The sequence below is a fragment of the Microbacterium sp. AC026 genome (assembly GCF_979258475.1).
In genome coordinates this window covers 2904632-2924642 of sequence record NZ_OZ409857.1, presented here as the reverse complement: position 1 = coordinate 2924642, position 20011 = coordinate 2904632, and the positions used below count along the sequence as shown (strand labels likewise).

Annotated in this window: 23 protein-coding genes and 2 pseudogenes; 7 read left to right on the top strand and 18 right to left on the bottom strand. The window is 68.9% G+C overall.

The window, feature by feature from the left end:
• Nucleotides 1-79: 79 nt before the first annotated feature.
• Together ACZZ93_RS14670 and ACZZ93_RS14665 are read right to left on the bottom strand one after the other, a co-directional pair.
• On the bottom strand, nucleotides 80-241 hold the full coding sequence (locus tag ACZZ93_RS14670) for a hypothetical protein (protein WP_171821937.1): 162 nt from the start codon (nucleotides 239-241) through the stop codon (nucleotides 80-82).
• 89 nt (nucleotides 242-330) lie between these two features.
• A complete protein-coding gene (locus ACZZ93_RS14665; RefSeq protein ID WP_463511435.1) occupies nucleotides 331-1689 on the bottom strand; it encodes a cytochrome P450 in 1359 nt (452 codons plus the stop codon).
• A 173-nt stretch (nucleotides 1690-1862) separates the two neighbouring features.
• On the opposite strand from ACZZ93_RS14665, the pseudogene ACZZ93_RS14660 reads away from it, so the two are divergent.
• Both ACZZ93_RS14660 and ACZZ93_RS14655 read left to right on the top strand, forming a co-directional pair.
• Nucleotides 1863-2138, top strand: a pseudogene (locus tag ACZZ93_RS14660) (SRPBCC family protein); the annotation flags it as partial.
• 223 nt (nucleotides 2139-2361) lie between these two features.
• Nucleotides 2362-3186, top strand: coding sequence for a CPBP family intramembrane glutamic endopeptidase (locus tag ACZZ93_RS14655; protein WP_056279562.1), 825 nt, complete (start codon nucleotides 2362-2364; stop codon nucleotides 3184-3186).
• A 3-nt stretch (nucleotides 3187-3189) separates the two neighbouring features.
• Here ACZZ93_RS14655 and ACZZ93_RS14650 read toward each other — a convergent pair whose 3' ends face one another.
• A complete protein-coding gene (locus ACZZ93_RS14650; RefSeq protein ID WP_056280245.1) occupies nucleotides 3190-4374 on the bottom strand; it encodes an alcohol dehydrogenase catalytic domain-containing protein in 1185 nt (394 codons plus the stop codon).
• Between the two features lie 192 nt (nucleotides 4375-4566).
• On the opposite strand from ACZZ93_RS14650, the gene ACZZ93_RS14645 reads away from it, so the two are divergent.
• Both ACZZ93_RS14645 and ACZZ93_RS14640 read left to right on the top strand, forming a co-directional pair.
• Complete coding sequence (locus ACZZ93_RS14645; protein WP_053097624.1) at nucleotides 4567-4911, top strand: DUF7882 family protein; 345 nt, start codon at nucleotides 4567-4569, stop codon at nucleotides 4909-4911.
• 66 nt (nucleotides 4912-4977) lie between these two features.
• On the top strand, nucleotides 4978-6381 hold the full coding sequence (locus ACZZ93_RS14640) for a threonine/serine exporter family protein (RefSeq protein WP_463511434.1): 1404 nt from the start codon (nucleotides 4978-4980) through the stop codon (nucleotides 6379-6381).
• Between the two features lie 161 nt (nucleotides 6382-6542).
• Here ACZZ93_RS14640 and ACZZ93_RS14635 read toward each other — a convergent pair whose 3' ends face one another.
• The 11 genes and pseudogenes from ACZZ93_RS14635 to ACZZ93_RS14585 all read right to left on the bottom strand — a co-directional run bounded on the left by ACZZ93_RS14635 (nucleotide 6543) and on the right by ACZZ93_RS14585 (nucleotide 15596).
• On the bottom strand, nucleotides 6543-6743 hold the full coding sequence (locus tag ACZZ93_RS14635) for a hypothetical protein (protein ID WP_463511433.1): 201 nt from the start codon (nucleotides 6741-6743) through the stop codon (nucleotides 6543-6545).
• A 60-nt stretch (nucleotides 6744-6803) separates the two neighbouring features.
• Nucleotides 6804-7892: an alkene reductase gene (locus ACZZ93_RS14630; protein ID WP_372984900.1), complete on the bottom strand. Its 1089-nt coding sequence runs from the start codon at nucleotides 7890-7892 to the stop codon at nucleotides 6804-6806.
• Nucleotides 7893-7954: 62 nt separating this feature from the next.
• On the bottom strand, nucleotides 7955-8590 hold the full coding sequence (locus ACZZ93_RS14625; RefSeq protein WP_056279558.1) for a DUF1684 domain-containing protein: 636 nt from the start codon (nucleotides 8588-8590) through the stop codon (nucleotides 7955-7957).
• Nucleotides 8591-8623: 33 nt separating this feature from the next.
• Nucleotides 8624-9198: pseudogene (locus ACZZ93_RS14620) on the bottom strand (NADPH-dependent FMN reductase).
• 93 nt (nucleotides 9199-9291) lie between these two features.
• Nucleotides 9292-9765: a MarR family winged helix-turn-helix transcriptional regulator gene (locus ACZZ93_RS14615; RefSeq protein WP_053097630.1), complete on the bottom strand. Its 474-nt coding sequence runs from the start codon at nucleotides 9763-9765 to the stop codon at nucleotides 9292-9294.
• An 84-nt stretch (nucleotides 9766-9849) separates the two neighbouring features.
• The gene (locus ACZZ93_RS14610) at nucleotides 9850-10797 is read right to left on the bottom strand and encodes an ABC transporter substrate-binding protein (RefSeq protein ID WP_053097631.1); all 948 of its coding nucleotides are present in this window, start codon (nucleotides 10795-10797) and stop codon (nucleotides 9850-9852) included.
• Nucleotides 10794-11564, bottom strand: a complete 771-nt coding sequence (locus tag ACZZ93_RS14605) for an ABC transporter permease (protein ID WP_372984903.1) — start codon at nucleotides 11562-11564, stop codon at nucleotides 10794-10796. The genes ACZZ93_RS14610 and ACZZ93_RS14605 overlap by 4 nt, the downstream gene beginning before the upstream one ends.
• Nucleotides 11561-12295: an ABC transporter permease gene (locus ACZZ93_RS14600; protein ID WP_463511432.1), complete on the bottom strand. Its 735-nt coding sequence runs from the start codon at nucleotides 12293-12295 to the stop codon at nucleotides 11561-11563. Before ACZZ93_RS14600 ends, ACZZ93_RS14605 begins: the two co-directional genes overlap by 4 nt.
• Nucleotides 12296-12419: 124 nt before the next feature.
• Complete coding sequence (locus ACZZ93_RS14595; RefSeq protein ID WP_053097635.1) at nucleotides 12420-12875, bottom strand: MarR family winged helix-turn-helix transcriptional regulator; 456 nt, start codon at nucleotides 12873-12875, stop codon at nucleotides 12420-12422.
• A 1-nt stretch (nucleotide 12876) separates the two neighbouring features.
• Entirely contained in the window at nucleotides 12877-14598 is a 1722-nt protein-coding gene (locus ACZZ93_RS14590; RefSeq protein ID WP_372984906.1) for an MDR family MFS transporter, read from the bottom strand.
• 107 nt (nucleotides 14599-14705) lie between these two features.
• Nucleotides 14706-15596, bottom strand: coding sequence for a helix-turn-helix transcriptional regulator (locus ACZZ93_RS14585; protein ID WP_463511431.1), 891 nt, complete (start codon nucleotides 15594-15596; stop codon nucleotides 14706-14708).
• 101 nt (nucleotides 15597-15697) lie between these two features.
• Between ACZZ93_RS14585 and ACZZ93_RS14580 the strand changes: the two genes are divergently transcribed.
• Genes ACZZ93_RS14580 through ACZZ93_RS14570 form a run of 3 tightly spaced genes read left to right on the top strand, consistent with a single transcriptional unit; the run spans nucleotide 15698 to nucleotide 18008 of the window.
• Complete coding sequence (locus ACZZ93_RS14580; RefSeq protein ID WP_463511430.1) at nucleotides 15698-16804, top strand: Bcr/CflA family efflux MFS transporter; 1107 nt, start codon at nucleotides 15698-15700, stop codon at nucleotides 16802-16804.
• Entirely contained in the window at nucleotides 16744-16941 is a 198-nt protein-coding gene (locus tag ACZZ93_RS14575) for a hypothetical protein (RefSeq protein ID WP_463511429.1), read from the top strand. Before ACZZ93_RS14580 ends, ACZZ93_RS14575 begins: the two co-directional genes overlap by 61 nt.
• A gap of 41 nt (nucleotides 16942-16982) precedes the next feature.
• On the top strand, nucleotides 16983-18008 hold the full coding sequence (locus ACZZ93_RS14570) for a zinc-dependent alcohol dehydrogenase family protein (RefSeq protein ID WP_463511755.1): 1026 nt from the start codon (nucleotides 16983-16985) through the stop codon (nucleotides 18006-18008).
• 65 nt (nucleotides 18009-18073) lie between these two features.
• On the opposite strand, the gene ACZZ93_RS14565 is transcribed toward ACZZ93_RS14570, so the two are convergent.
• From ACZZ93_RS14565 to ACZZ93_RS14550, 4 genes are all read right to left on the bottom strand, one after another.
• Entirely contained in the window at nucleotides 18074-18274 is a 201-nt protein-coding gene (locus ACZZ93_RS14565; protein WP_463511428.1) for a hypothetical protein, read from the bottom strand.
• A complete protein-coding gene (locus tag ACZZ93_RS14560; protein ID WP_463511427.1) occupies nucleotides 18271-18429 on the bottom strand; it encodes a hypothetical protein in 159 nt (52 codons plus the stop codon). Before ACZZ93_RS14560 ends, ACZZ93_RS14565 begins: the two co-directional genes overlap by 4 nt.
• Before the next feature lie 95 nt (nucleotides 18430-18524).
• On the bottom strand, nucleotides 18525-19337 hold the full coding sequence (locus ACZZ93_RS14555; protein ID WP_053097639.1) for a DUF1206 domain-containing protein: 813 nt from the start codon (nucleotides 19335-19337) through the stop codon (nucleotides 18525-18527).
• A complete protein-coding gene (locus tag ACZZ93_RS14550) occupies nucleotides 19334-20008 on the bottom strand; it encodes a phosphatase PAP2 family protein (protein ID WP_053097640.1) in 675 nt (224 codons plus the stop codon). The genes ACZZ93_RS14555 and ACZZ93_RS14550 overlap by 4 nt, the downstream gene beginning before the upstream one ends.
• Nucleotides 20009-20011 lie beyond the last annotated feature (3 nt).

Sequence of the window (20011 nt, the reverse complement as noted above, 5' to 3'; positions counted from 1 at the left end):
CACCGCACCAGTTAGGGGGAGTCCGTGCGGCGGGCGCCGTAGCCGGTCGCTTGGGGCGACCGGCCGCTCTCGGCAGGCGTCAGAGGTCGTCCTCGTCGTCGCCGTCCTCCGAGCCCGCGGCGTCCGGATCGTTCGGGACCGGGTCCTCGGACTGCTGACGCGGCGCGAGCTCGTCGGGGATCATCGGCGTCTCGTCCGCCTCGGATCGCCCGTCGTCGGGGGTGGATTCGATGTCTGACATGGTGCTCCCTTCGTCGGTGTGCGCAGTCCGGTCAGCATGCCGGGACGGAGCAGCCGATGCGCGCCCCTTGACAGAACGCGTTCACCCACTCAGTGGAAGGGGCACCCACGGGACGCGGATGCCGATGACGACGCCGATACGGATGCCGCCGAGCGCACCGCACCGCCGGACCGCGGCTTGGTGGGCAGCCGACACCGGTCGACGTCGAGCCCTTCGTCGAGGATCCGCAGGTCGGGGTCGCTGAGCACCGTGATCGCCGCGGCCAGCCCTGCGATCGCGAGCTTCTCGCCCGGGCAGCGGTGCCCCGTCGGGACGTCGGCGCCACCATGAGGAACGAATGCGGCGAGCGCTTCGTAGTCCTCGATGTCGCGGAAGCGCTCGGGGTCGAAACGCTGGGGGCGCGCCCAGAAGCGGTCGTCCGTGTTGGTGCCCTGCAGGTCGAGGACGACGCGTCCTCCGGCATCCACCGTCTGACCGTCGATCTCGATGTCCGCGGTGGCCCAACCGGGAAGCATCGGCACGAAGGGAGAGGTGCGACGGATCTCCTGCGCGAACATGATCGACAGCGGTCCGCCGACGACCGACCCGCGCTCGACGGCCTCGGCCGCGATGCGCTCGCGCCAGTCGGGACGCTCGTGCAGCTCCTTCGCGGCGAAGGCCACGAACCGGGCGACTGCGATCATCGGACGGATGCTGTTCTGCAGCTCGACACCGGCGACGCGCGCCGGGAGCAGCTCGCCGTCCTCGTCGCGGTGATGCGCCCACACCTCGAGCGCCGTGCCCGATTCGGCGCGCAGCGAGCCGTGCCGCACCGCCTCGATGAGCCGAGCGGAATGACGGTCCGACCACCACCGGTTCGCCAGGGCGGCGATGTATACCGGCGAGTACGGCGAGCCGAAGCCGTCGACGATCTGGGCGAGCCGCGCCGCCCATCGGGTCTGGGCCGCCGGCGTGCCCGGCACACCCGCCCAGCCCATGATCGCCCGGCCCAGCGCGCCGACGGCCGCGTCGTAGGCGCTGCGGGTGCCGCCGTCGAGCCACGCCCGGCGCTCGCTCTGCCATTCGCGCTCGAGCCAGGGCGTGAGTCGTGCGACCTGCTCGTCCTCATAGAGGGCGCCGACGAAGGCGGCTTTGCGGTGCCGGTGGGCTGTGCCGTCGAGGCTGTGCACGGAGCCGTGCCCGAACAGGCTCTCCTGCACGATCGCGGGCATGGCTCCGGAGCGCGCGATGCGGGTCTCGTCGTAGAAGAGCTCGACCCCCTCCACTCCCCTGACGAAGACCGCGTCACTGCCGAGCAGCCGCATCGGCGCCGATCTCGCACCTGGCGGCACCCGTCGCCAGATCCGTGCCCCGAACCCGTAGCCGCGGGTCAGCAGGGTGGGAGCGTCGTCCTGTGCCAGTGCGCCGAGCTTTCGCGCCGCACGCGCGGGGATGTCGATGAGTGCCATGCTGCGACGTTCGCAGAGACGTGGTCGCCGAACCAGGGGAGGCGCGAGCGGGGCCTCTGTGCTAGTGCCTCACTCGTGCCGCGCGACCCGCACTCCCCACGCGCGGTCGTCAACCCCCTGTCTGCGAATCGGAAGCCACGCGATCATCGTCACGACGCGAGAGGAGTTCCGACATGGCGAAGAACGTGCGCACGATGGACTGTCAGCCCGACGATGTCTTCCGGGTGCTGGGCAACGGTTGGCTGTACCCGGCGTGGGTGGTGGGCGCCTCGCGCATGCGCGACGTCGATGAGTCGTGGCCGCAGCCGGGCGCTGAGCTGCATCACTCGGTCGGCGTCTGGCCCGCTCTGCTCGACGACACGACCGTGGTGGAGGAATGGTCGCCCCCGAACCGCATGGTCATGCGCGCGAAGGGTTGGCCGATCGGCGAGGCCCGCGTCACTCTGCGGGTGCGGTCGTATGACGGCGGCACGATGGTGCGCATCGACGAGGAACCCGTGAACGGCCCCGCCACGCTGCTGCCCGGTCTGGTGACCGCTCCCTGCTGCGCTGGCGCAATTCCGAGACCCTGCACCGCCTCGCCTACCTCGCGGAGGGGCGCGCGTCCTGACCCGCTCCTGCCCATATATTGGGTCGTGAGCCGCGACCTCCGCGGATGCGGAGGGATGCACGATGACCGATGTGACGCAGTCCGCCTGGCGACGCTTCTGGGAACAGGGCGGCTGGTGGCGGGCCGTCATCCTCGTGGTCGTCTACTTCGTGCTCTACAACGGGCTGTCTCTGCTGTTGACCCCGTTCGCGGCTCAGATCGAGGATCCGCAGAGCGCGGCGGGGATCCTCGTGTTCTACGCGATCCCGGTTCTCGTCGGCTGCCTGCTGCTCATCGGCTTCGCGGCATCCGTCGGCTGGCTGGGTGAGATCTTCCGTCCGCAGCCGATCCGCGGACGCGGATGGATGTGGATCGCAGTCGCCGTCGTGCTCCTCTTCAACGTGCTCCACCTGTTCGCCATCGACTACGGAGCGGCCGGATTCGAGGTCGTCGCGACCTGGCTCCTCGCCGGACTGTTCATCGGCTTCGCCGAGGAGGTGCTGACGCGCGGCCTCGTGGTGAACCTGCTGCGCAAGGCGGGTCAGCGTGAGCTCGTCGTCGCGGTGATCTCCTCGGCCCTGTTCGCCCTGCTCCACGCCGGCAATCTGCTCACCGGCCAGTCCCTGTTCGCGACCCTCATCCAGCTGGCCTACACCTTCGCGTTCGGCATCTGCATGTACCTCGCGATGCGCGTGACCGGGACCATCGTCGCGCCGATCCTGCTGCACGCCAGCACCGACCCGAGCATCTTCCTGCACACGACCTACCCGGCGGAGAGCGCGTTCGGCTCGATCGCGAACCTCGGCAACATCGTGGTGATCGTCGTCGGCGTGATCTGCCTGTTCTTCATCCGCGGTCGCGTCGAGCAGACGCAGGCGGCGGCCCCGGGTGTCGGGGCCGCCGCCTGACCCTCACGCGGCAGACGGTCGCAGCACGACCTTGATGCAGCCGTCCTCCTTGCGCTGGAAGGTGCGATAGAGCTCCGGCGCATCCTCGAGCGGAGCATCGTGGGTCATCAGATCCATCACGCCGAGGGGGTCGGAGAGGTCTTCGACGAGCGGCATCAGATCGTCGGTCCAGCGCTTCACGTTGCACTGGCCCATACGGATGCCGATCTGCTTGTCGAACAGGGTCTTCATCGGCAGGATGTCGGCATCGCCCGCGTAGACGCCGCTGAGCGACACCATGCCACCCCGGCGCACGACGTCGATCGATGCGTACACGGCGGCGAGTCGGTCGATCCCGGCCTTGTCGAACACGGCGCGGGCGGCAGGATCCGGCAGCAGTCCGACGGCCTTCTGCACGAGGGCGACGCCGGCGTTGCCGTGCGCCTCCATGCCCACGGCGTCGACCACGGAATCCGCGCCGCGCCCGTCGGTGAGGTCCCGCAGCTCGGCCACGACGTCATCCGTGAGGTCGAAGACCTCGACTCCGTGGCGTGCCGCCATCTCCCGGCGTTCCGCGACAGGGTCCACGGCCAGCACCCGGTATCCGCGGTGCGCTCCGATGCGGGCTGCGAACTGCCCGACGGGGCCGAGCCCCATCACGGCGAGCGTCCCGCCCTCCGGCACGTTCGCGTACTCCACACCCTGCCAGGCCGTCGGCAGGATGTCGCTGAGGTACAGGTACCGCTCATCGGGGAGATCGGACGCGATCTTGATGTGGTTGTAGTCGGCGAGCGGGACGCGCAGGTATTCGGCCTGCCCGCCCGGCACCTGGCCGTAGAGCTTGGTGTAACCGAACAGCGCGGCGCCGCTGCCGTACTCCTTCACCTGCGTCGTCTCGCACTGCGACTGCAGGCCGCGCAGGCAGAAGAAGCAGTGCCCGCACGAGATGTTGAAGGGGATGACGATGCGATCGCCGACCGCGAGGTCGCGCACACCGCTGCCCACCTCCACCACGACCCCCATCGGCTCGTGGCCGAGGATGTCGCCCTTGTCGAGGAACGGTCCGAGCAGTTCGTAGAGGTGCAGGTCCGAACCGCAGATCGCCGAGGAGGTGATCCGGACGATCGCATCGGTCGCGTGCTCGATGGTCGGATCCGGTACCTCCTCGACCGCCACGTTGCGCGTTCCCTGCCAGGTGAGTGCCTTCATCGTCATCCTCCTCGTTACGTGTCGAACGGCCACCCTCCATCGACGGCGCGCGAAGTGACAGAGGGTTGACAGGCGGTTCCTGAACGTTCGACAGGCGCGGTGCACATCGGAATATGGGAAACTGGATCCACCATCGGTGATCATTCGATACGCCTCGTCTCGCGGGCACTGTGGCGTACTGGGGAGATCATCATGGGCAAGTTCATCTACGAGGGCACCGTCAAATCCGACATCGAGGACAGGGCGCTCACGCACCTGCAGCTCGTGATGACGGCGAAGCTCAGGAGAGGCGAGCCCTTCTCGTTCTCCTGGCGCGAGGACATGGCTGTCGGCGGCGGTCGGACGACTGTCTGGGTGCACGCCGGCAGCTCCCTCGTCTTCAAGTACAGCGGGAGCCGTCAGCCGCAGATCAACCGCGCGTGGATCGAAGCGCTGGCGTTCACGGCGAACGCCCCCGGCGGTCTGCGCCTGGTGAGCGAGCCGGCCGAAGGCACGGCGCCGCCGGTCGAGCGCGTCGAGGTTCCGGCGCAGGCCTGACGGATCTTCTCCGCCCCAGTCCTCGCGGCGTCGGATGCACCGGTCGCGAGGAGGAAGAATGGGATCGTGTCCCCGAATCCCCAGCGGCGACTGCTCGCCTCCGTGCGCAGGATCCTGCACACCGACCCCTCATCCGTCGCCCACACCGAGGCGATGCCGATCATCGACGAACGCACCGTGCCGCGTGTGCTCGACCTCGCGACCCGCATCGGCGAATCGATGTTCGGGGTCGGCGCCTCGGCGCACGAGGTCACGCTGGCCATCACCCGCATCTGCGCCGCGTACGGCATGCGGGACGTGCAGGTCGATGTCACCTACAACTCGATCACGGTCTCGTTCCACCTGAGCGGTGAGGTCTGGCCCGAGACGCTCGTGCGGGTCGTGCGCGTCGCCGCCCCCGACCACGCCAAGCTGCAGAGAGTGCAGGCCCTGGTCGCCGACATCGACGACGGACTGGATCTCGAATCGGCCCGCTCGACGTTCCGTGCCCTGCGGCGCGTGCCCTTCGGCTACCAGCAGCCGGTGGTCATCGTGGCACGAGCGCTGCTCGCCGTCGGAGTGAGCATCATGCTCGGGGCCTCGCCGCTCATCGTCGGTCTCACGTTCATCGCGGCGCTCTGCGCGGCGTTGACCCAGGCCGGCCTCGCTCGCGTGCGCGTTCCGCTGTTCTTCAGTCAGATCGCCGGAGGGTTCGTCACCACGGTCGTCGCGGTCGCCGTCTCGGCCCTCGGGGCCGCCGGCATCGAGCCCTTCGTCGGCATCCGACCATCGATCATCGTCGCGTCGGGAATCGTGCTCATGCTCGCCGGACTCACCGTGGTGGGGGCCGCTCAGGATGCGATCGACGGATTCGCGCTCACCGCAGGCGGACGCATCCTCGATCTGACGATGCAGACGCTCGGAGTCGTGATCGGCATCCTCGTCGGCCTCGAACTCGGCAGCGTGCTCGGCTTCACGATGGGTCTGCCCGATGACCCGGCCCCGTTCGGTCCGCTCCTGAACCAGTTCGCGGGGGCGATCATCATCGCGATCGCCGTCGCCGTCTTCAATGGCGCGGGTCTTCGGATCATCCTCGTCAGCGCGCTGCTCAGCGCCGTCACCATCGCCGGCTATTCGACGATGGTCGGTCTGAACCTGCATCCGGCTGCGGCGAGCGCGATCGGCGCCCTGCTCGCGAGCTTCATCGGGATGCTGATCGCGGTGAAGCTGCACGTCCCGTCGGTCGCGGTCACCACGGCCGCGATCGTGCCGCTCGTGCCCGGTGTCGCGGTGTTCCAGGGCCTGCTCGAGATGATCCACGCGGCAGGGTCGGCATCCGGGGTCGTCGGCATCGGCGGCTCTCTGGTCGATGCCGCGGTGATCGGAATCGCACTGGCTTCGGGCGCATCGCTCGGCCTGTATCTGGGAACGCCAGTGCGCGCCACCCTCAGCAGCGTCGCGAAGAACCGGGCGCGGGTCATCCGGCGCTGAGCCGAACGACGCGCGCGCCTCAGACCTGGGGTCCGAGCGCGCCGCCGCCGGGCTCCCCGCGGCGTCGCCCTTCAACTCGACGAGGATGGTGTGCGTCGACGTCGCGCCCGTGTTCTCTCCCCAGTGGCGTTGGGCCGGCAGCCAGACGGCCTGACCCGCGATCAACGACGTGTCGAAGGTACGCTCCCCGCTGACAGACGGCGCGAGAAATCGCTGAGGGTCACCATCACGCTGTTCGGATGATCGTGAGGAGTCGTGCGGTCGCCCGGCTCATCCGTGTACTCGAGCACGCGCACGAGATCGTTCTCCCAGAGCGTGCGGTAGTGATCGGGGTTGGTGACAGTGGGATCGTCGGTGACCATGCGGTCACAGTACGCTCCGATATTCCGCGCCGACAGGGGTACTTCGCGCAGCTGCGCGCGTCAGGCGTCGGCGCGCACGGTCTCGAGCGACGGGTAGTCCGTGTATCCCTCGGCCGTGCGTCCGTAGAACAGCGCAGGGCGCGGCTCGTTGAGCTCGGCGTCCTGACGCCAGCGCTCGACGAGGTCGGGGTTCGCGATCACCGGACGACCTGCTGCCACGGCGTCGGCCCATCCCTCCGAGACGAGCATCTCGGCCTCGTCGCGGGTGGTCTGCGCGGCGAATCCGGAGTTGACGATCAGCGGGGCACCGGCCGTGCGGCGGATGCGCTGCACGAGCTCGCTGGTCGGCACGGCACTGAGCACGTCGATGAATGCGAGGCCGAGCGGTGCGAGGCCCTCGGCGACGGCGAGGTAGGTGGCGAGTGCGTCGGCGTCGTCCTCCTCGAGGACGCCCTGGATGTTGTGCTGCGGCGACAGACGGATGCCGGTGCGGTCGGCCCCGACCGCCTCAGCCACCGCCGACGTGACCTCGATCGCGAACCGCGCGCGGTTCTCGGGCGATCCGCCGTACTGATCGTCACGGATGTTCGACACCGGCGAGAGGAACTCCTGAACGAGGTAGCCGTTCGCGCCGTGCACCTCGACGCCGTCGAAGCCCGCGGCGATCGCGTTGCGTGCGGCCTGGACGAACTGCTCGACGACCATCGGGATCTCGTCGAGCGTGAGAGCGTGAGCGACCGGCATGTCGACCTTGCCGACCGGGGTGTGCGTCTGGCCGGGGGCGGCGAGCGCGCTCGGGCCCACGACACGCGGCTCACCGGAGATCTCGGGGTGCGAGACGCGGCCGCCGTGCATCAGCTGCATGACGATCGTGCCGTCGGCCTCGTGCACGGCGTCGGCGATCCGCCGCCATCCGTCGATCTGCGCGGGAGTGACGATGCCGGGCTGCCCGGAGTACGACTTGCCCTCGGCGGCCGGCCACGTGCCCTCGGAGATGATGAGACCCTGGCCCGCGCGCTGGCGGTAGTACTCCACCATCGTCTCGGTGGGCACACCGTCGTCGTCCGCACGGGTGCGGGTGAGCGGCGCCATGACGACGCGGTTGGACAGCGGGAGGGCGCCGAAGACGGCCGATTCGAAGAGGGTCACGCTCAGGGACAAGCGCCCTGGGGTGCCGAGTATTCCCCTGCGGAGATATGCAGACCGGATGCTCAGTCGGCGACGCGGCCGTACATCTCCCCCACGGGCACCGCGACCTCGAGCACATTGCCCGGCTGGGCGAGCGGGCAGGCCCACGCCGGGTCGTAGGCGCACGAGGGGTTGTAGGCGAAGTTGAAGTCGAGCACGATCGTGCCGCGCTCGGCATCCGACCCGAGGTCGGCACCCTTGATCGTGTCGATCAGATAGCGGCCGCCTCCGTAGGTTCCTCCCGGACGACCGGCGAGAGCGTCGCGCACGGGGATGAAGATCCCGCCGCCGTAGGTCGTCAGACGCCACACGTCGAGCGACCCGGTGTCGGGGACCTCGACCCTGCCGATGCGCTCGAAGGGAACCACGCCGTCGGTGCCGGTCGCGAACTCGAAGCCCCCGGGCTCGGCCTCGAGGATCGGCAGCTCGAAGCGCCACTGCGGATCGTACGACGCGATCGGGAGCCCTTCGAACAGCGGTCGATCGTCGGCCATCAGCGGGGTCGCCGCATGGTGCAGCAGCAGGTCGTCGCGCTCGATGCGCCAGAGCTCGTGCGCGTCTTCGGCGGAGTCCGCCCGACGCACGGCGTCGTAGAGGGCGAAGACACGGCGTCGCCAGTCGACGACCTCTGCGGCGGTGCGGGCTTTCGTGAGCGTCATGTGGTTCAGGCTACGCGGCTCGCGCCCCCGGGTTCACACGTCGGTGTCGCGCGGCAGCACCGTGAGCACGCGTTCGATGTGGTCTCGGAACTCGACCAGGTAGTCGCGGAGGAAGGTCGCGGTGCCCTCGTTGTGGACCGTCCCGTCATCGGCGAAGGTGTCGGGCGAGAACTGGATGTAGGCCTCGGGCGCCGTCATCTGACGGGCGTTGCAGAAGCTCAGCACCCCGCGCAGGCTCTGCTGGGCGACCGCCGTGCCGATCGCGCCCACCGAGGCGCCGATGACCGCGGCGGGGATGTGGTCGAAGGAGTTCTGCCCCCACGGCCGCGACGCCCAGTCGATCGCGTTCTTGAGGCCGCCGGGGATCGAGCGGTTGTACTCGGGCGTCACGAAGAGCACGGCATCCGCCGAGGCGATGGACTCCTTCAGATCGACGGCCACCGCGGGGTAGTCGGCGTCATAGTCCTGGCTGTAGAGGGGAGGTCTCGGATAGGGATCTCGAAGAACTCGAGATCATCCGGCGCCAGCCTGATCAGCGCCGTCGCGAGGATGCGGTTGATCGAGGTGGACGAGAGGCTTCCGACGAAGTATCCGACCCTGTATGCCATGACTGTTCCTCATTCCCGTAGTCGTGAGATCAGTCTCGTCCGGGCTCGCGTCTGCGTCCAGCCCCCGTGTCGAGCGGTCCGCCGCGCTTCGGCTCAGTCGCCGAAGGCGGCGAGCAGCTCCGCGAAGTGGTCGAGATCCTCAGCCGTCCAGCGGCGCAGCCTCTCGCCGAGGCGCTCTTCGTACCGAGCGCGGGCGAGCGCCACCCGCTCCTGCGCCAGCTCCGTGGCGACGAGCACCCGCGCGCGGCGATCGTCCGGGTCGGGGACGCTCTCGACGAGACCGAGCTGCTCGAGTTGGCGCACGTGCCGGCTGACGGCCGATTTGTCGGTCTGCAGCCGCTCGATGATGGCGCCGGCCGAGGTCGCCTTGCCGGTGGCGATCGACGTGAGCACCTGGTATCCGAGAGGTTGCAGGTCGGGATGCACGGTGGTCGCGGCTTCGCGCCAGCTCACCCGGATGCGGGCGAAGAGCCTGCCCAGCTCGTGCTCGACCCTCGAGATCGCCTGATCGAGGTCAGGGGTTGCGGCGCCGTCTTTCGGGGCGACTTCGTCGGACGAGGCACTCATGCTCGCCAGCTTACGATGAAGCCCCGCCGGCGCTGTGCCGGCGGGGCTTCGATCAGATCACCGACTCGTGATCCGTCCGCACGATCACTTGTCGAGCAGACCTGCGGTGGTGAGCCATTCTTCCGCCGCGGTCGCAGCCGACGCCTTCTCGTCGCCCTCGACCCGTTCGCGCAAGTCGATCAGGTCGTCGGTGGTGAGCTTGGCGGAGATCGCATTGAGCACCTCGGCGAGCTTGTCGGTGTAGATGTCCTTCGAGAGCAGCGGGATGACGTTCTGCGCCGAGATCATGTTCTCCGGGTCCTCGAGGACGACGAGGTCCTCGGACTTGATCGCCGGCGACGTCGTGTAGATGTCGGCCACCTGCACCGTGCCGTCGACGAGCGCCTGCACCGTGTCGGGACCGCCGAAGTCCTCGTACGGGACGAACGTGACCTGTCCCGCTTCGACGCCCACGCCGTAGACGTCGCGCAGCCCCGGGATCCCGTAGCCGAGTTCGCCGAACTGCGGGTTCGACGCCAGGGAGAACGGCTCGAGCGCCTTCAGGTCTCCGATGGCCGTCAGGTCGTTGTCCTCGGCCGTCTTCTTCGTCACCACGTAGGCGTCCTTGTCCTCGGCCTCGGCCGAGTCGAGCACCTGCAGGTCATCCGCGCCCACCGCATCCGGCAGCGCCGCATCGACGTCCTCGGTCGTCCGCTCCTCGTACGCCGTGTCGTAGTAGGCCAGCAGGTTGCCGTTGTACTCCGGGATGAGGTTGATGGACCCGTCCTGCAGCGCGGGGATCGTCTGCTGGCGCGGACCGATGTTGAACTTGGTCGAGACGTCGAAGCCCTCGGCCTCGAGCGCCTGCGCGTAGATCTCGCCGAGGATCTCGCTCTCGGGGAAGGCGAAGGAGCCCACGACGATCGCGTCGCCCTCGGCGGCGTCACCGCCCGAGGACGTCGGGTCGGCGGTCGCGCAGCCGGCGAGCGCGACGGTGGTGCTGACGGCGAGCAGGCAGGCCGTCAGCCAGGTCTTACGGGCTCGAGAGGTCATGCGGGGGTCCTTTCGTCGACGATCGGCGCCACAGCGGCCTCCGACCTGTTTCGCTGCACACTGCGGAGGGGACGACTCGTCTGCCCCCGAGTACGGGTGAGGCGCTGGAGGAGCGCGAAGACGCCGTCGACGCTCAGCGCGAGAACGGTCACCAGGAGCGCCCCGCCGAGGATCACGGTGTAGTCGTTGAGGCCGATGCCCGACGAGATGATCCGCCCGAGGCCGCCGAGTCCGACGTACGACGCGATCGTCACGGTCGCGATGACCTGCAGCGTGGCCGAGCGGACCCCGCCGATGATCACCGGCAGCCCGAGAGGGATCTCGACCTTGCGGAGGATCTGCATCTCGGTCATCCCGATCGCGCGCGCCGCATCGATCGACTCGCGGCTGACGCTCTCGAGCCCGGCGTAGGCGCCGGCGAGCAGTGACGGGATCGCCAGCAGCACGAAAGCGACGACGGAGCCGACGAGGACGGCCGGAGTGGTGCTGAGACCGGAGCGCAGCACCATCGTGAGGAAGAACAGGAGCCCGAGCGTCGGGAGAGCGCGCATCGCACCGGTGAAGCCGATCACGAACTGGCGACCGTGCCCGGTGTGCCCGATGTAGAAGCCGAGCGGCAGAGCGATCAGCATCGCGATGACGAGCGAGACGCCCGAGTAGATGAGGTGCTCGACGAGTCGGTCGCCGATGGGCAGCGGGCTCTGCGAGCCAGGCACCCAGTTGGCGGGGTCGAGGATCCAGGCAATGGCGTCGAGGAAGAAGTTCATCGGACACCGGCCCCCGGGGGCGCGAGCACTCGACGGGTGCTGACACTGTCGGTCGCGGGGTCGGGGTCGGTCGGGTCGCCGCTCTTGCCGCGCACGCCGGCGGCGCGGCTCCAGGGCATGAGGACCCGCCCGATCGCCACGAGGATCAAGTCGAAGACGAGAGCGATGAGCAGGCTCATGACGATCCCGACGACGACCTCCTCGAGGATGCCGCGCTGCTTGCCGTTCTGGAAGAGGTAGCCGAGGTTCTCCGAGCCGATGATCACGCCCACCGAGACGAGGGCGATGGTCGACACGGAGACCACGCGGAGGCCGGCGATCAGCACGGGGCCGGCGAGAGGGAACTCGACGCGCCAGAACCGGCCGCTGCGCGAGAAGCCGATGGCCTTCGCCGACTCGATGATCGACCGATCGACCGATCCGAAGGCGTCGGTCGCCGAGCGCAGCATGATCGCGACCGCGTAGATCGTCAGCGCCACGACCAGGTTCGTGTCATCGAGGATCCGGGTCCCGAGGATGACCGGCAGGATGACGAAGAGCGGCAGGGACGGGATCGTGTAGAGCAGGCTGCCCGTCGTGATGATGAACGTCCGGGCGACGCGATTGCGGCTGGCCACCCAGCCCAGCGGCACCGCGATCAGGAAGCCGAGGATGATGGGAATGATCGCCAGACGCACGTGATTGATCGTCAGATCGAAGATCAATCCGAGGTTGGAGGCGATCCAGTTCATCCGAAGTACCGTTCTTTACGGTCTTGGGACGCCGAATCGCGAAGTCAAGACATTCGACTGAACCACAGAATATCGCTCTCGACAACCCGGGCCGACACGTCGCGTGATCGGCCCGGGCTCTCGGTCAGACCTCTGAGAGCAGACGGAACACCTTGGATGCCGCGTGGATCTCGTCCTGCGTGAGCTCGGCCACGACCGTGCGCAGGCGCGAGGCGTGGTCGCTGCGCAGCTCGGTGAGGGCGGAGCAGGCCGACGGCGTCGCCGTCAGGACCCGCAGCCGGCCGTCACGCTCGTCCGGCCTCGACTCGATCAGGCCCAGCTCCTCCAGCATCCGCACCTGGCGACTGATGACGGACTTGTCCATCTCGAAGCGCTCGGCGAGCTCGTGAGCGCTGGCGGAGCCCGCCCGATCGATAAAGGTCAGCAGCTTGTAGCCGCCCACCTGCAGCTCGGGGTCGATGCGCGCCGCCGACTCCCTCCAGAGCGTCCGAGTCCTCGCGAAGATGAGATTCAGATGCGTCTGGAGGTCGCCGAGGGCGGTGTCGACGTCGGCGGGCGCCGCCGCTTCGGAGGTGACCATGTCAGCGCCCCGACTCCCGCTGGTCGCGCTCGAGCACGGTCGTCACCGAGCCGGTCGAGGGTGAGGCGGACTCGGTGCCCGAGATGCGGATGGCTCCGGTCGACATGGTGGCGCCGACCTCGGCCTCGGAGACCTCGAGAACGGACTCCTCGGCCTGCTCGCGCAGCTGCTCGGCGGCGTTCTTCGTCGACAGCGGCTTGTTCTTGATGAACGCGATCGCGATGATGGCGATCACTGCGAGCGGAATGGCGATGATGAACGCATCCGCGATGCCGTGGCCGTAGGCTCCCTCGACGATCGTGCGGATCGTGTCGGGCAGCTGCGTCACCTTGGGCACATCGCCGGAGGCGAGGTGCTTCAGCGCGTCGATCTCATCGGGCGTCGTGGGAGTGAATCCCTCGAGCGCGTCGGAGATGTAGTTGCCGACGCTGGTCGAGAGCGAGGCGCCCATGACCGTCACGCCGATGGTGCCGGCGATCGTGCGGAAGAAGTTGACGTTCGACGAGGCGGCGCCCAGCTGCTGCGGCGCGGTGTCGTTCTGCACGATGAGCGTGAGGTTCTGCATGACCATGCCGAGACCTGCGCCGAGCACGAACATGTAGGTCGCGACCAGCGGGAACGGGGTGTCGTAGCGCAGGGTCGCCATCAGGCTGACGCCGATCGTGGTCAGCACGGAGCCCGTGAGCATCCATCCCTTCCACTTGCCGAAGCGGCTGACGAGCTGGCCGATGATGATCGACGCACCCATCTGTCCGACGATCATCGGGATCGTCATGAGGCCGGACTCGGTCGGTGTGGCACCGCGGGCGAGCTGGAAGTACTGGGCGAGGAACACCGAGGTCGCGAACATCGAGACGCCGATGGCGATCGACGCGATGACCGACAGCGTGAAGGTGCGGTTGCGGAACAGCGACATCGGCACGATCGGTTCCTTGACGAAGAACTCGACGGTGATGAACGCGGCGATCGCGACACCCGCGGTGACGGCGAGCATGATGCTGGTCGAGGAGTCCCAGTCGAACTGGCTGCCGCCCATCGAGACCCAGATGAGCAGGGTCGAGACGCCGACCGCGAGCAGCACGATGCCGAAGTAGTCGATCGACACCTTGCGGTCGCGCTGGGGCTTGGGCAGGTGCAGGGTGAACTGCAGCAGCACGAGGGCGAGGATGGCGAAGGGCACGCCGACGAAGAAGTTGGAGCGCCAGCCCCAGACGTCGGTGAGGAGTCCGCCGAGCAGCGGGCCGCCGATGGTGCCGAGGGCCATGATTCCGCCGACCACGCCCATGTACTTGCCGCGCTCGCGCGGCGAGATGATGAGAGCGACCGCGATCATCACGAGCGACATCAGTCCGCCGACGCCGATGCCCTGGATCACGCGGACCGCGATGAGCATGTTGGTGTCGGTCGAGAAGCCGGCGATCACGGTGCCGACCGTGAAGATGATCAGCGACAGCTGCACGAGGATCTTGCGATCGACGAGGTCGGCGAGCTTGCCCCAGATGGGGGTCGAGACGGCGGTCGCGAGGAGGCTGGCGGTGATGACCCAGGTGTACTGCGACTGGGTGCCGCCGAGGTCGGCGATGATGACCGGCATGGAGGTCGACACCACGGTGCCCGAGAGCACGGCGACGAACATGCCGACGACGAGGCCCGAGATCGCGGTGAAGACCTCGCGAGGCGAGCGCACCGCGTCGCCTGAGGAGGTGGGTGAGATGTGTGTCACAGTGGAGAGCTCCTGTGTAGAAAGTTGATAAGAGTCAACTATACGCCTATTGGTTGCGAAAGTGCAACTGTAGACCGGAGGCAACCATCTGTCGATGGAGTGGGGCGCTAGTCGCGGTTCTCGTCCCTGGTCGGCTCGACGACGCGCTGGTCCAGGGACCACGACGCGAGCAGCGCGAGACGCTCGGCCGAGGGCGAGCCCGGCTCGGCCGAGTAGATCAGCAGCACGTTGCCCGGCTCGGCGGTGATCGCGAGCTCCTCGTACGCCAGGGTCAGCTCGCCGACGAGCGGATGCCGGAACCGCTTCGTGCCGGCGCCGTGGATGCGCACATCGTGCGCCGCCCACAGCCGGCGGAACGTCTCGCTGCGCGTCGACAGCTCGCCGACGAGATCCTGCAGACCCTTGTCGTGCGGATCCCGCCCGGCTTCGGCTCGCATGATCGCGACGCACATCTCGGCGAAGAGGTCCCAGTCGGGATAGAAGTCGTGCGCTGCCGGGTCGAGGAACTGGAAGCGCGCGAGATTCGGGGTGCGGCCGCCGTCGCCGATCACCGGCGAATAGAAGGCTCGGGCGAGATCGTTCGTGGCGACCAGGTTCTGGTGGGGGTCGCGGACGAACGCGATCGCATCGGTGATCGACGACAGCGCCCACTGCAGGCTGGGTCGTGCAGCCCCGGGCTTCGCCGACCGGCGACGCGAGCGGCCGCTCGACGGGATGCCGTCGGCGGCGCGGGCGAGATCGAGCAGATGCGCGCGCTCGGCGTCGTCGAGTTGAAGGGCTGACGCGAGCGCGTCGAGCACCGCGGCGGAGGCGCCGGCGATCGCGCCGCGCTCGAGCTTCGCGTAGTACTCGACGCTGACTCCGGCGAGCGCTGCGGCCTCACTGCGCCGCAGGCCGGCGACACGTCGGTTCCCGCCGGCCGGGATGCCGACCGACTCGGGCGCGACACGCGCGCGGCGGGTCATCAGGAACTCGCGGACCTCGGATCTGTTGTCCATGCTCAGGACGCTACCCCCGACCGTGCTTCGGGGGAGGTTCTCGCAGTACACCCCTCGACAGGGACTCCCTCGGAGCACCCGACAGGCGCAGAGTGGACAGCATGACATCCGCAGCCCGCCCCTCCGTCGACCGGGTGCTCCCCGCCCTGCTGCTTCTGCTGACCGTCTTCGGGCCGATCTCGATGGACCTCTACCTGCCCGCTCTTCCGGCTCTCACGGCAGCGCTGGGCGCCGCCACGTCGGTCGCGCAGCTCACCGTGACCGCCTGCCTCATCGGTCTGGCGGCCGGTCAGCTCATCGCCGGGCCGGTGTCGGATCGATACGGCCGCCGCGGCGTCCTGCTCATCGGCATCGTGGCGTACATCGTCACGTCGATGCTGTGCGCGATCAGTCCGACGGTCGAGCTGCTGATCGCCGCCCGATTCGTGCAGGGACTCGCCGGCGGCGTCGGCATCGTGATCGCACAGGCGGCCGGGCGTGACGTCTTCTCCGGCGGGACGCTGATCCGCTTCTACGCGCGGCTCACCGTCGTCGGCGGCTTCGCGGCGATCGTCGGCCCGCTGCTCGGGGGCCTCCTCAACACGATCATCGACTGGCGGGGACTCTTCGTCTTCCTCGCCGTCATCGGCGCCGCCATCCTGATCATCGCGCTCGCGCGGTTCGGGGAGACCCTGCCGATCGAGGCACGGACGACCGGCGGTCTGACCCGCACCCTGAGCGACTATCGGACGCTCCTGCGAGACCGCGTCTTCGTCGGCGCCGTCCTGAATCAGGGGCTGATGTACGCCGCGCTCTTCGCCTACCTGTCCGGCGCGACGTTCGTGCTGCAGGACATCTACGGCCTGTCGCCCCTCGGCTACGCCCTCGCGTTCGGCGCGAACTCCGCGGGATTCATGGTCTTCGGCCACCTGGCCGGCCGATTCTCCGAACGAGGGCACGTGCACGCCGTCCTCGCCGCCGGTGTCGTGGTCGCGACCGCCGGTGCTCTCGGCCTGCTCGCCGCCGGACTCACGACGATGCCGCTGTGGGTCGTGCTCGCGTCGCTGTTCGCCCTCGCCGCGGGCGTCTCCATCTCGTCTCCCCGGCCACGACCCTCGCTCTGGTCGGATACCCGCAGATCGCCGGCACCGCCTCGTCGCTTCTCGGGATGGTGCGGTTCGGCTTCGGGGGCATCGCCGCCCCGCTCGTCGGCGTCGCCGGTGCCTTGAGCATCCTGCCGCTCGGCGTGGTCACCGTCTCCGCGACCGTGCTCGCGGCCCTCACCCTGGTGCTGATCGGCACCGCACGCGGGCGCACGCCACGGCACTCGCCGCACACGACCTCATCCGCCGCCCTCACCCACTGAAGGAGAACATCATGAGCACAGACACCGTCAGCACCCGCACCATGCGCGCCGTCGTCATGCACGCCCCCGGAGACGTCCGCGTCGAGGAGGTCCCCCGCGCTTCCGTCCTCGAGCCGACGGATGCGGTCATCCGCGTCACCGCCGCCTGCATCTGCGGCTCGGACCTCTGGCCCTACCGCGGCATCGAGCCGGTGGACCACCCCACACCGATGGGTCACGAGTACATCGGCGTCGTCGAGGAGGTCGGCTACGAGGTCCGTGACATCGCGGTCGGCGACTTCGTCGTGGGATCGTTCGTCGCGTCCGACAACACGTGCGAGATCTGCCAGGCGGGATTCCAGTCGCGCTGCATCCACCAGGTCATGATGGGCGGCGTCGGCACCCAGTCCGACTACGCCCGCATCCCTCTCGCCGACGGCACTCTCGTCGCCGTCGAGGGCGATCCGACCCCCGCGCAGACGCGCAGCCTGCTCGCGGCATCCGACGTCTTGGGCACCGGATGGTTCGCCGCCGTGGCCGCCGAGGCGGGGCCGGGCAAGACCGTCGCCGTGGTCGGCGACGGAGCCGTCGGCCTGCTCGCGATCCTCGCGGCGAGACAGCTCGGAGCCGAGCGGGTCATCGCGATGTCCCGCCACGCCGACCGTCAGGCTCTGGCGACGAAGTTCGGGGCCACCGACATCGTCGAGGAGCGCGGCGACGCAGGCGTCGCGAAGATCAAGGAGCTCACCGGAGGGTACGGCGCCCACTCCACCGTCGAGGCGGTCGGCACCCAGGAGTCGATGATGCAGGCGATCCACGCCACGCGTCCGGGTGGACACGTGGGGTACGTCGGCGTGAGCCACGGGGTCGAGATCGACGGCCTGGACCTGTTCTTCTCGACCGTCAGCCTTCTGGGCGGGCCGGCGCCGGTGCGCCGCTTCCTGCCCCAGCTGATCGACCTCATCATGACCGATCAGATCGATCCGGGGGCCGTCTTCGATCTGACGCTGCCGATCGAGCAGGCGGCCGAGGGCTACAAGGCCATGGACGAGCGTCGCGCCACCAAGGTGCTGCTCACCACCGACTGATCGGAACCCCGACGGCGGCGGGCACCTTTCTCGTGCCCTCCGCCGTCGGCGAAGGAACCTCGCGGTCAGCGTGCCGTCGCGGCCGACCCGTCGAGGTCGAGGTCCACATCGACGTACCAGTCGCTGTGGCCGCCGTGCTCTCCCGAGTCCGGAGAATCGGGATAGAGGCGGTGCGCCTGCAGCTTCGCCGCGTGCTCGCTGAAGTCGGGCTCGTCGTCATCGAACTCGTGCGGCCCGACCAGCAGGTCGTTGCCCACGCCGATCACGAGGTCGGCGCAGTCCTCGCGCCCGCCGACGAGGATGGGGATCTCGACGGCGTCGGCCTCCCCTCTTTGGCGACGGCTGCGGCGAGAGTCACGAGAGAGTCCGCCACGTCATCCGTGGTCACCAGTTGCTGGCCTGCGTACGAGACGATCTTCATGGATCCATCCTGGCCGACTCGGCCGATCCGCAGCGCAGGGTTGCGCGGCAGCGCAGGGTTCGATATGCGGGCGAAGCCCGACGGGCGGGATCAGCTCACATCCGGGCGTAGCGGGCGCGGGCGAAGCAGAACAGGCCGTACAGAGCGAGGCCTGCACCGACCACCCACAGGATGACGGCGCCGAACGGGAGTCCGGCCAGAGCGCGCAGCGCCGAGTCCAGGCCGCCGGCGGTCTCGGGGTCATGCGTGAGCGCCGCGATGACGAACAGCACACCCGCGACCCCGACCGCGATGCCCTTGGCGACATAGCCGGCCGTTCCGAAGGCGGCGATGCCGGATCGCGCTTTTCCGGACGGCACGGACAGATGCTCCATGAACGCGCGAGTGATGCCCCGGACGACGAAGGCGACGCCGACGGCCGCCACTCCGAGCCCGACGAGCACGAGGAGCACGACGCCGGCCGGCACCGCGAGCAGCTTCGCGCTGAACGACTGGGAGGATTCGGACGACTGCGACTGGCCCCCGAGCGCATAGACCAGAGCCGTCGCGCCGATCGCGAGATAGGCGACAGCCGTGCCGAGGAACTTCGCCCGGTGCGCCCACTTCTTCTTCGCATCGGGATCGCGCTCGACGACCGCCTCGGCGATCTGCCAGATCGCGAGAGCGAGAAGGCCGAGCACGATCAGCCACAGCAGGAACACGCCGGCGGGAGACTCCTGGATCTGCTGCATGGCACCGCCCTGATCGGCGTTCTCGCCGCCGCCGCCGGTCGCGATCGAGATCGCGATGCCCCCGATGAGGATGTGCAGGATGCCGAGCACGACGTAGCCGACGCGGGCGAGGACGCGGAAGGCGGTCGAGTCCTGGGCGGCTCTCGCGGTGGAGGCGGCCGAGTCGCGAGTGTTCATGGGTTCACGGTGCTTTCGATCGGTTCTTCGGAGATGTCGGGAGTGGGGGTCGCAGACGCGAGGCGCCGCGCACGGATCGCCTCCATGCAGGCCCAGACGAATGTCGCGACGGCGACGCCCTCGAGCATTCCCGCGACGACGTCGCTGAGCCAGTGGGCATGCAGGTAGGTGCGGCTCCACATCATGAGGAGCACCCACACGACGCCCACGACCCAGACCCATCGACGACGGAGCACGAGTGCGAGGACGACCACGACGGTCGTGGCGACAGCCGTGTGCCCGGATGGAAAGGACGTCGCGACGCTCTCGGCGAGCGAGTCCGCCGGTCGCGTGCGCCCGATCACTGCCGCCATGGTCGCGCCGATCGCCACGACGGCGACCATCGCGATCGCCAGCGTCGCGGCATCCCACCGCCGACCGCGCCAGATGAGCGCAGCGATCAGCAGCGCTCCGACGACGATCATGCCGATGGTGCCGCCGACCACTGCCGGGACCCAGGCGACGACGACCCAGATGTCGCTGGTCAGCGCGACCATGAGGTCGTGCCACCAGACGTCGATCGCGAGCGGCTCGTGACCGCCGAGGGCGACCACCGCCCGCAGCACGACGAAGGCGAGGGTCGCTGCGACACCGACGACGATCGCGCCGGTGCCGCGCTGCACCTCGGTCACGCC

Excerpts from the sequence above, each read along its gene's own strand:
- ACZZ93_RS14580 (WP_463511430.1), top strand. The coding sequence starts at position 15,698 with ATGACATCCGCAGCCCGCCCCTCCGTCGACCGGGTGCTCCCCGCCCTG.
- ACZZ93_RS14595 (WP_053097635.1), bottom strand. The coding sequence starts at position 12,875 with ATGGTCACCTCCGAAGCGGCGGCGCCCGCCGACGTCGACACCGCCCTC.
- ACZZ93_RS14625 (WP_056279558.1), bottom strand. The coding sequence starts at position 8,590 with ATGACGCTCACGAAAGCCCGCACCGCCGCAGAGGTCGTCGACTGGCGA.
- ACZZ93_RS14650 (WP_056280245.1), bottom strand. The coding sequence starts at position 4,374 with ATGAAGGCACTCACCTGGCAGGGAACGCGCAACGTGGCGGTCGAGGAG.
- ACZZ93_RS14555 (WP_053097639.1), bottom strand. The coding sequence starts at position 19,337 with ATGAACACTCGCGACTCGGCCGCCTCCACCGCGAGAGCCGCCCAGGAC.
- ACZZ93_RS14585 (WP_463511431.1), bottom strand. The coding sequence starts at position 15,596 with ATGGACAACAGATCCGAGGTCCGCGAGTTCCTGATGACCCGCCGCGCG.
- ACZZ93_RS14570 (WP_463511755.1), top strand. The coding sequence starts at position 16,983 with ATGCGCGCCGTCGTCATGCACGCCCCCGGAGACGTCCGCGTCGAGGAG.
- ACZZ93_RS14605 (WP_372984903.1), bottom strand. The coding sequence starts at position 11,564 with ATGAACTTCTTCCTCGACGCCATTGCCTGGATCCTCGACCCCGCCAAC.
- ACZZ93_RS14665 (WP_463511435.1), bottom strand. The coding sequence starts at position 1,689 with ATGGCACTCATCGACATCCCCGCGCGTGCGGCGCGAAAGCTCGGCGCA.
- ACZZ93_RS14670 (WP_171821937.1), bottom strand. The coding sequence starts at position 241 with ATGTCAGACATCGAATCCACCCCCGACGACGGGCGATCCGAGGCGGAC.
- ACZZ93_RS14600 (WP_463511432.1), bottom strand. The coding sequence starts at position 12,295 with ATGAACTGGATCGCCTCCAACCTCGGATTGATCTTCGATCTGACGATC.
- ACZZ93_RS14615 (WP_053097630.1), bottom strand. The coding sequence starts at position 9,765 with ATGAGTGCCTCGTCCGACGAAGTCGCCCCGAAAGACGGCGCCGCAACC.
- ACZZ93_RS14575 (WP_463511429.1), top strand. The coding sequence starts at position 16,744 with ATGGTGCGGTTCGGCTTCGGGGGCATCGCCGCCCCGCTCGTCGGCGTC.
- ACZZ93_RS14655 (WP_056279562.1), top strand. The coding sequence starts at position 2,362 with ATGACCGATGTGACGCAGTCCGCCTGGCGACGCTTCTGGGAACAGGGC.
- ACZZ93_RS14635 (WP_463511433.1), bottom strand. The coding sequence starts at position 6,743 with ATGGTCACCGACGATCCCACTGTCACCAACCCCGATCACTACCGCACG.
- ACZZ93_RS14610 (WP_053097631.1), bottom strand. The coding sequence starts at position 10,797 with ATGACCTCTCGAGCCCGTAAGACCTGGCTGACGGCCTGCCTGCTCGCC.
- ACZZ93_RS14560 (WP_463511427.1), bottom strand. The coding sequence starts at position 18,429 with ATGAAGATCGTCTCGTACGCAGGCCAGCAACTGGTGACCACGGATGAC.
- ACZZ93_RS14645 (WP_053097624.1), top strand. The coding sequence starts at position 4,567 with ATGGGCAAGTTCATCTACGAGGGCACCGTCAAATCCGACATCGAGGAC.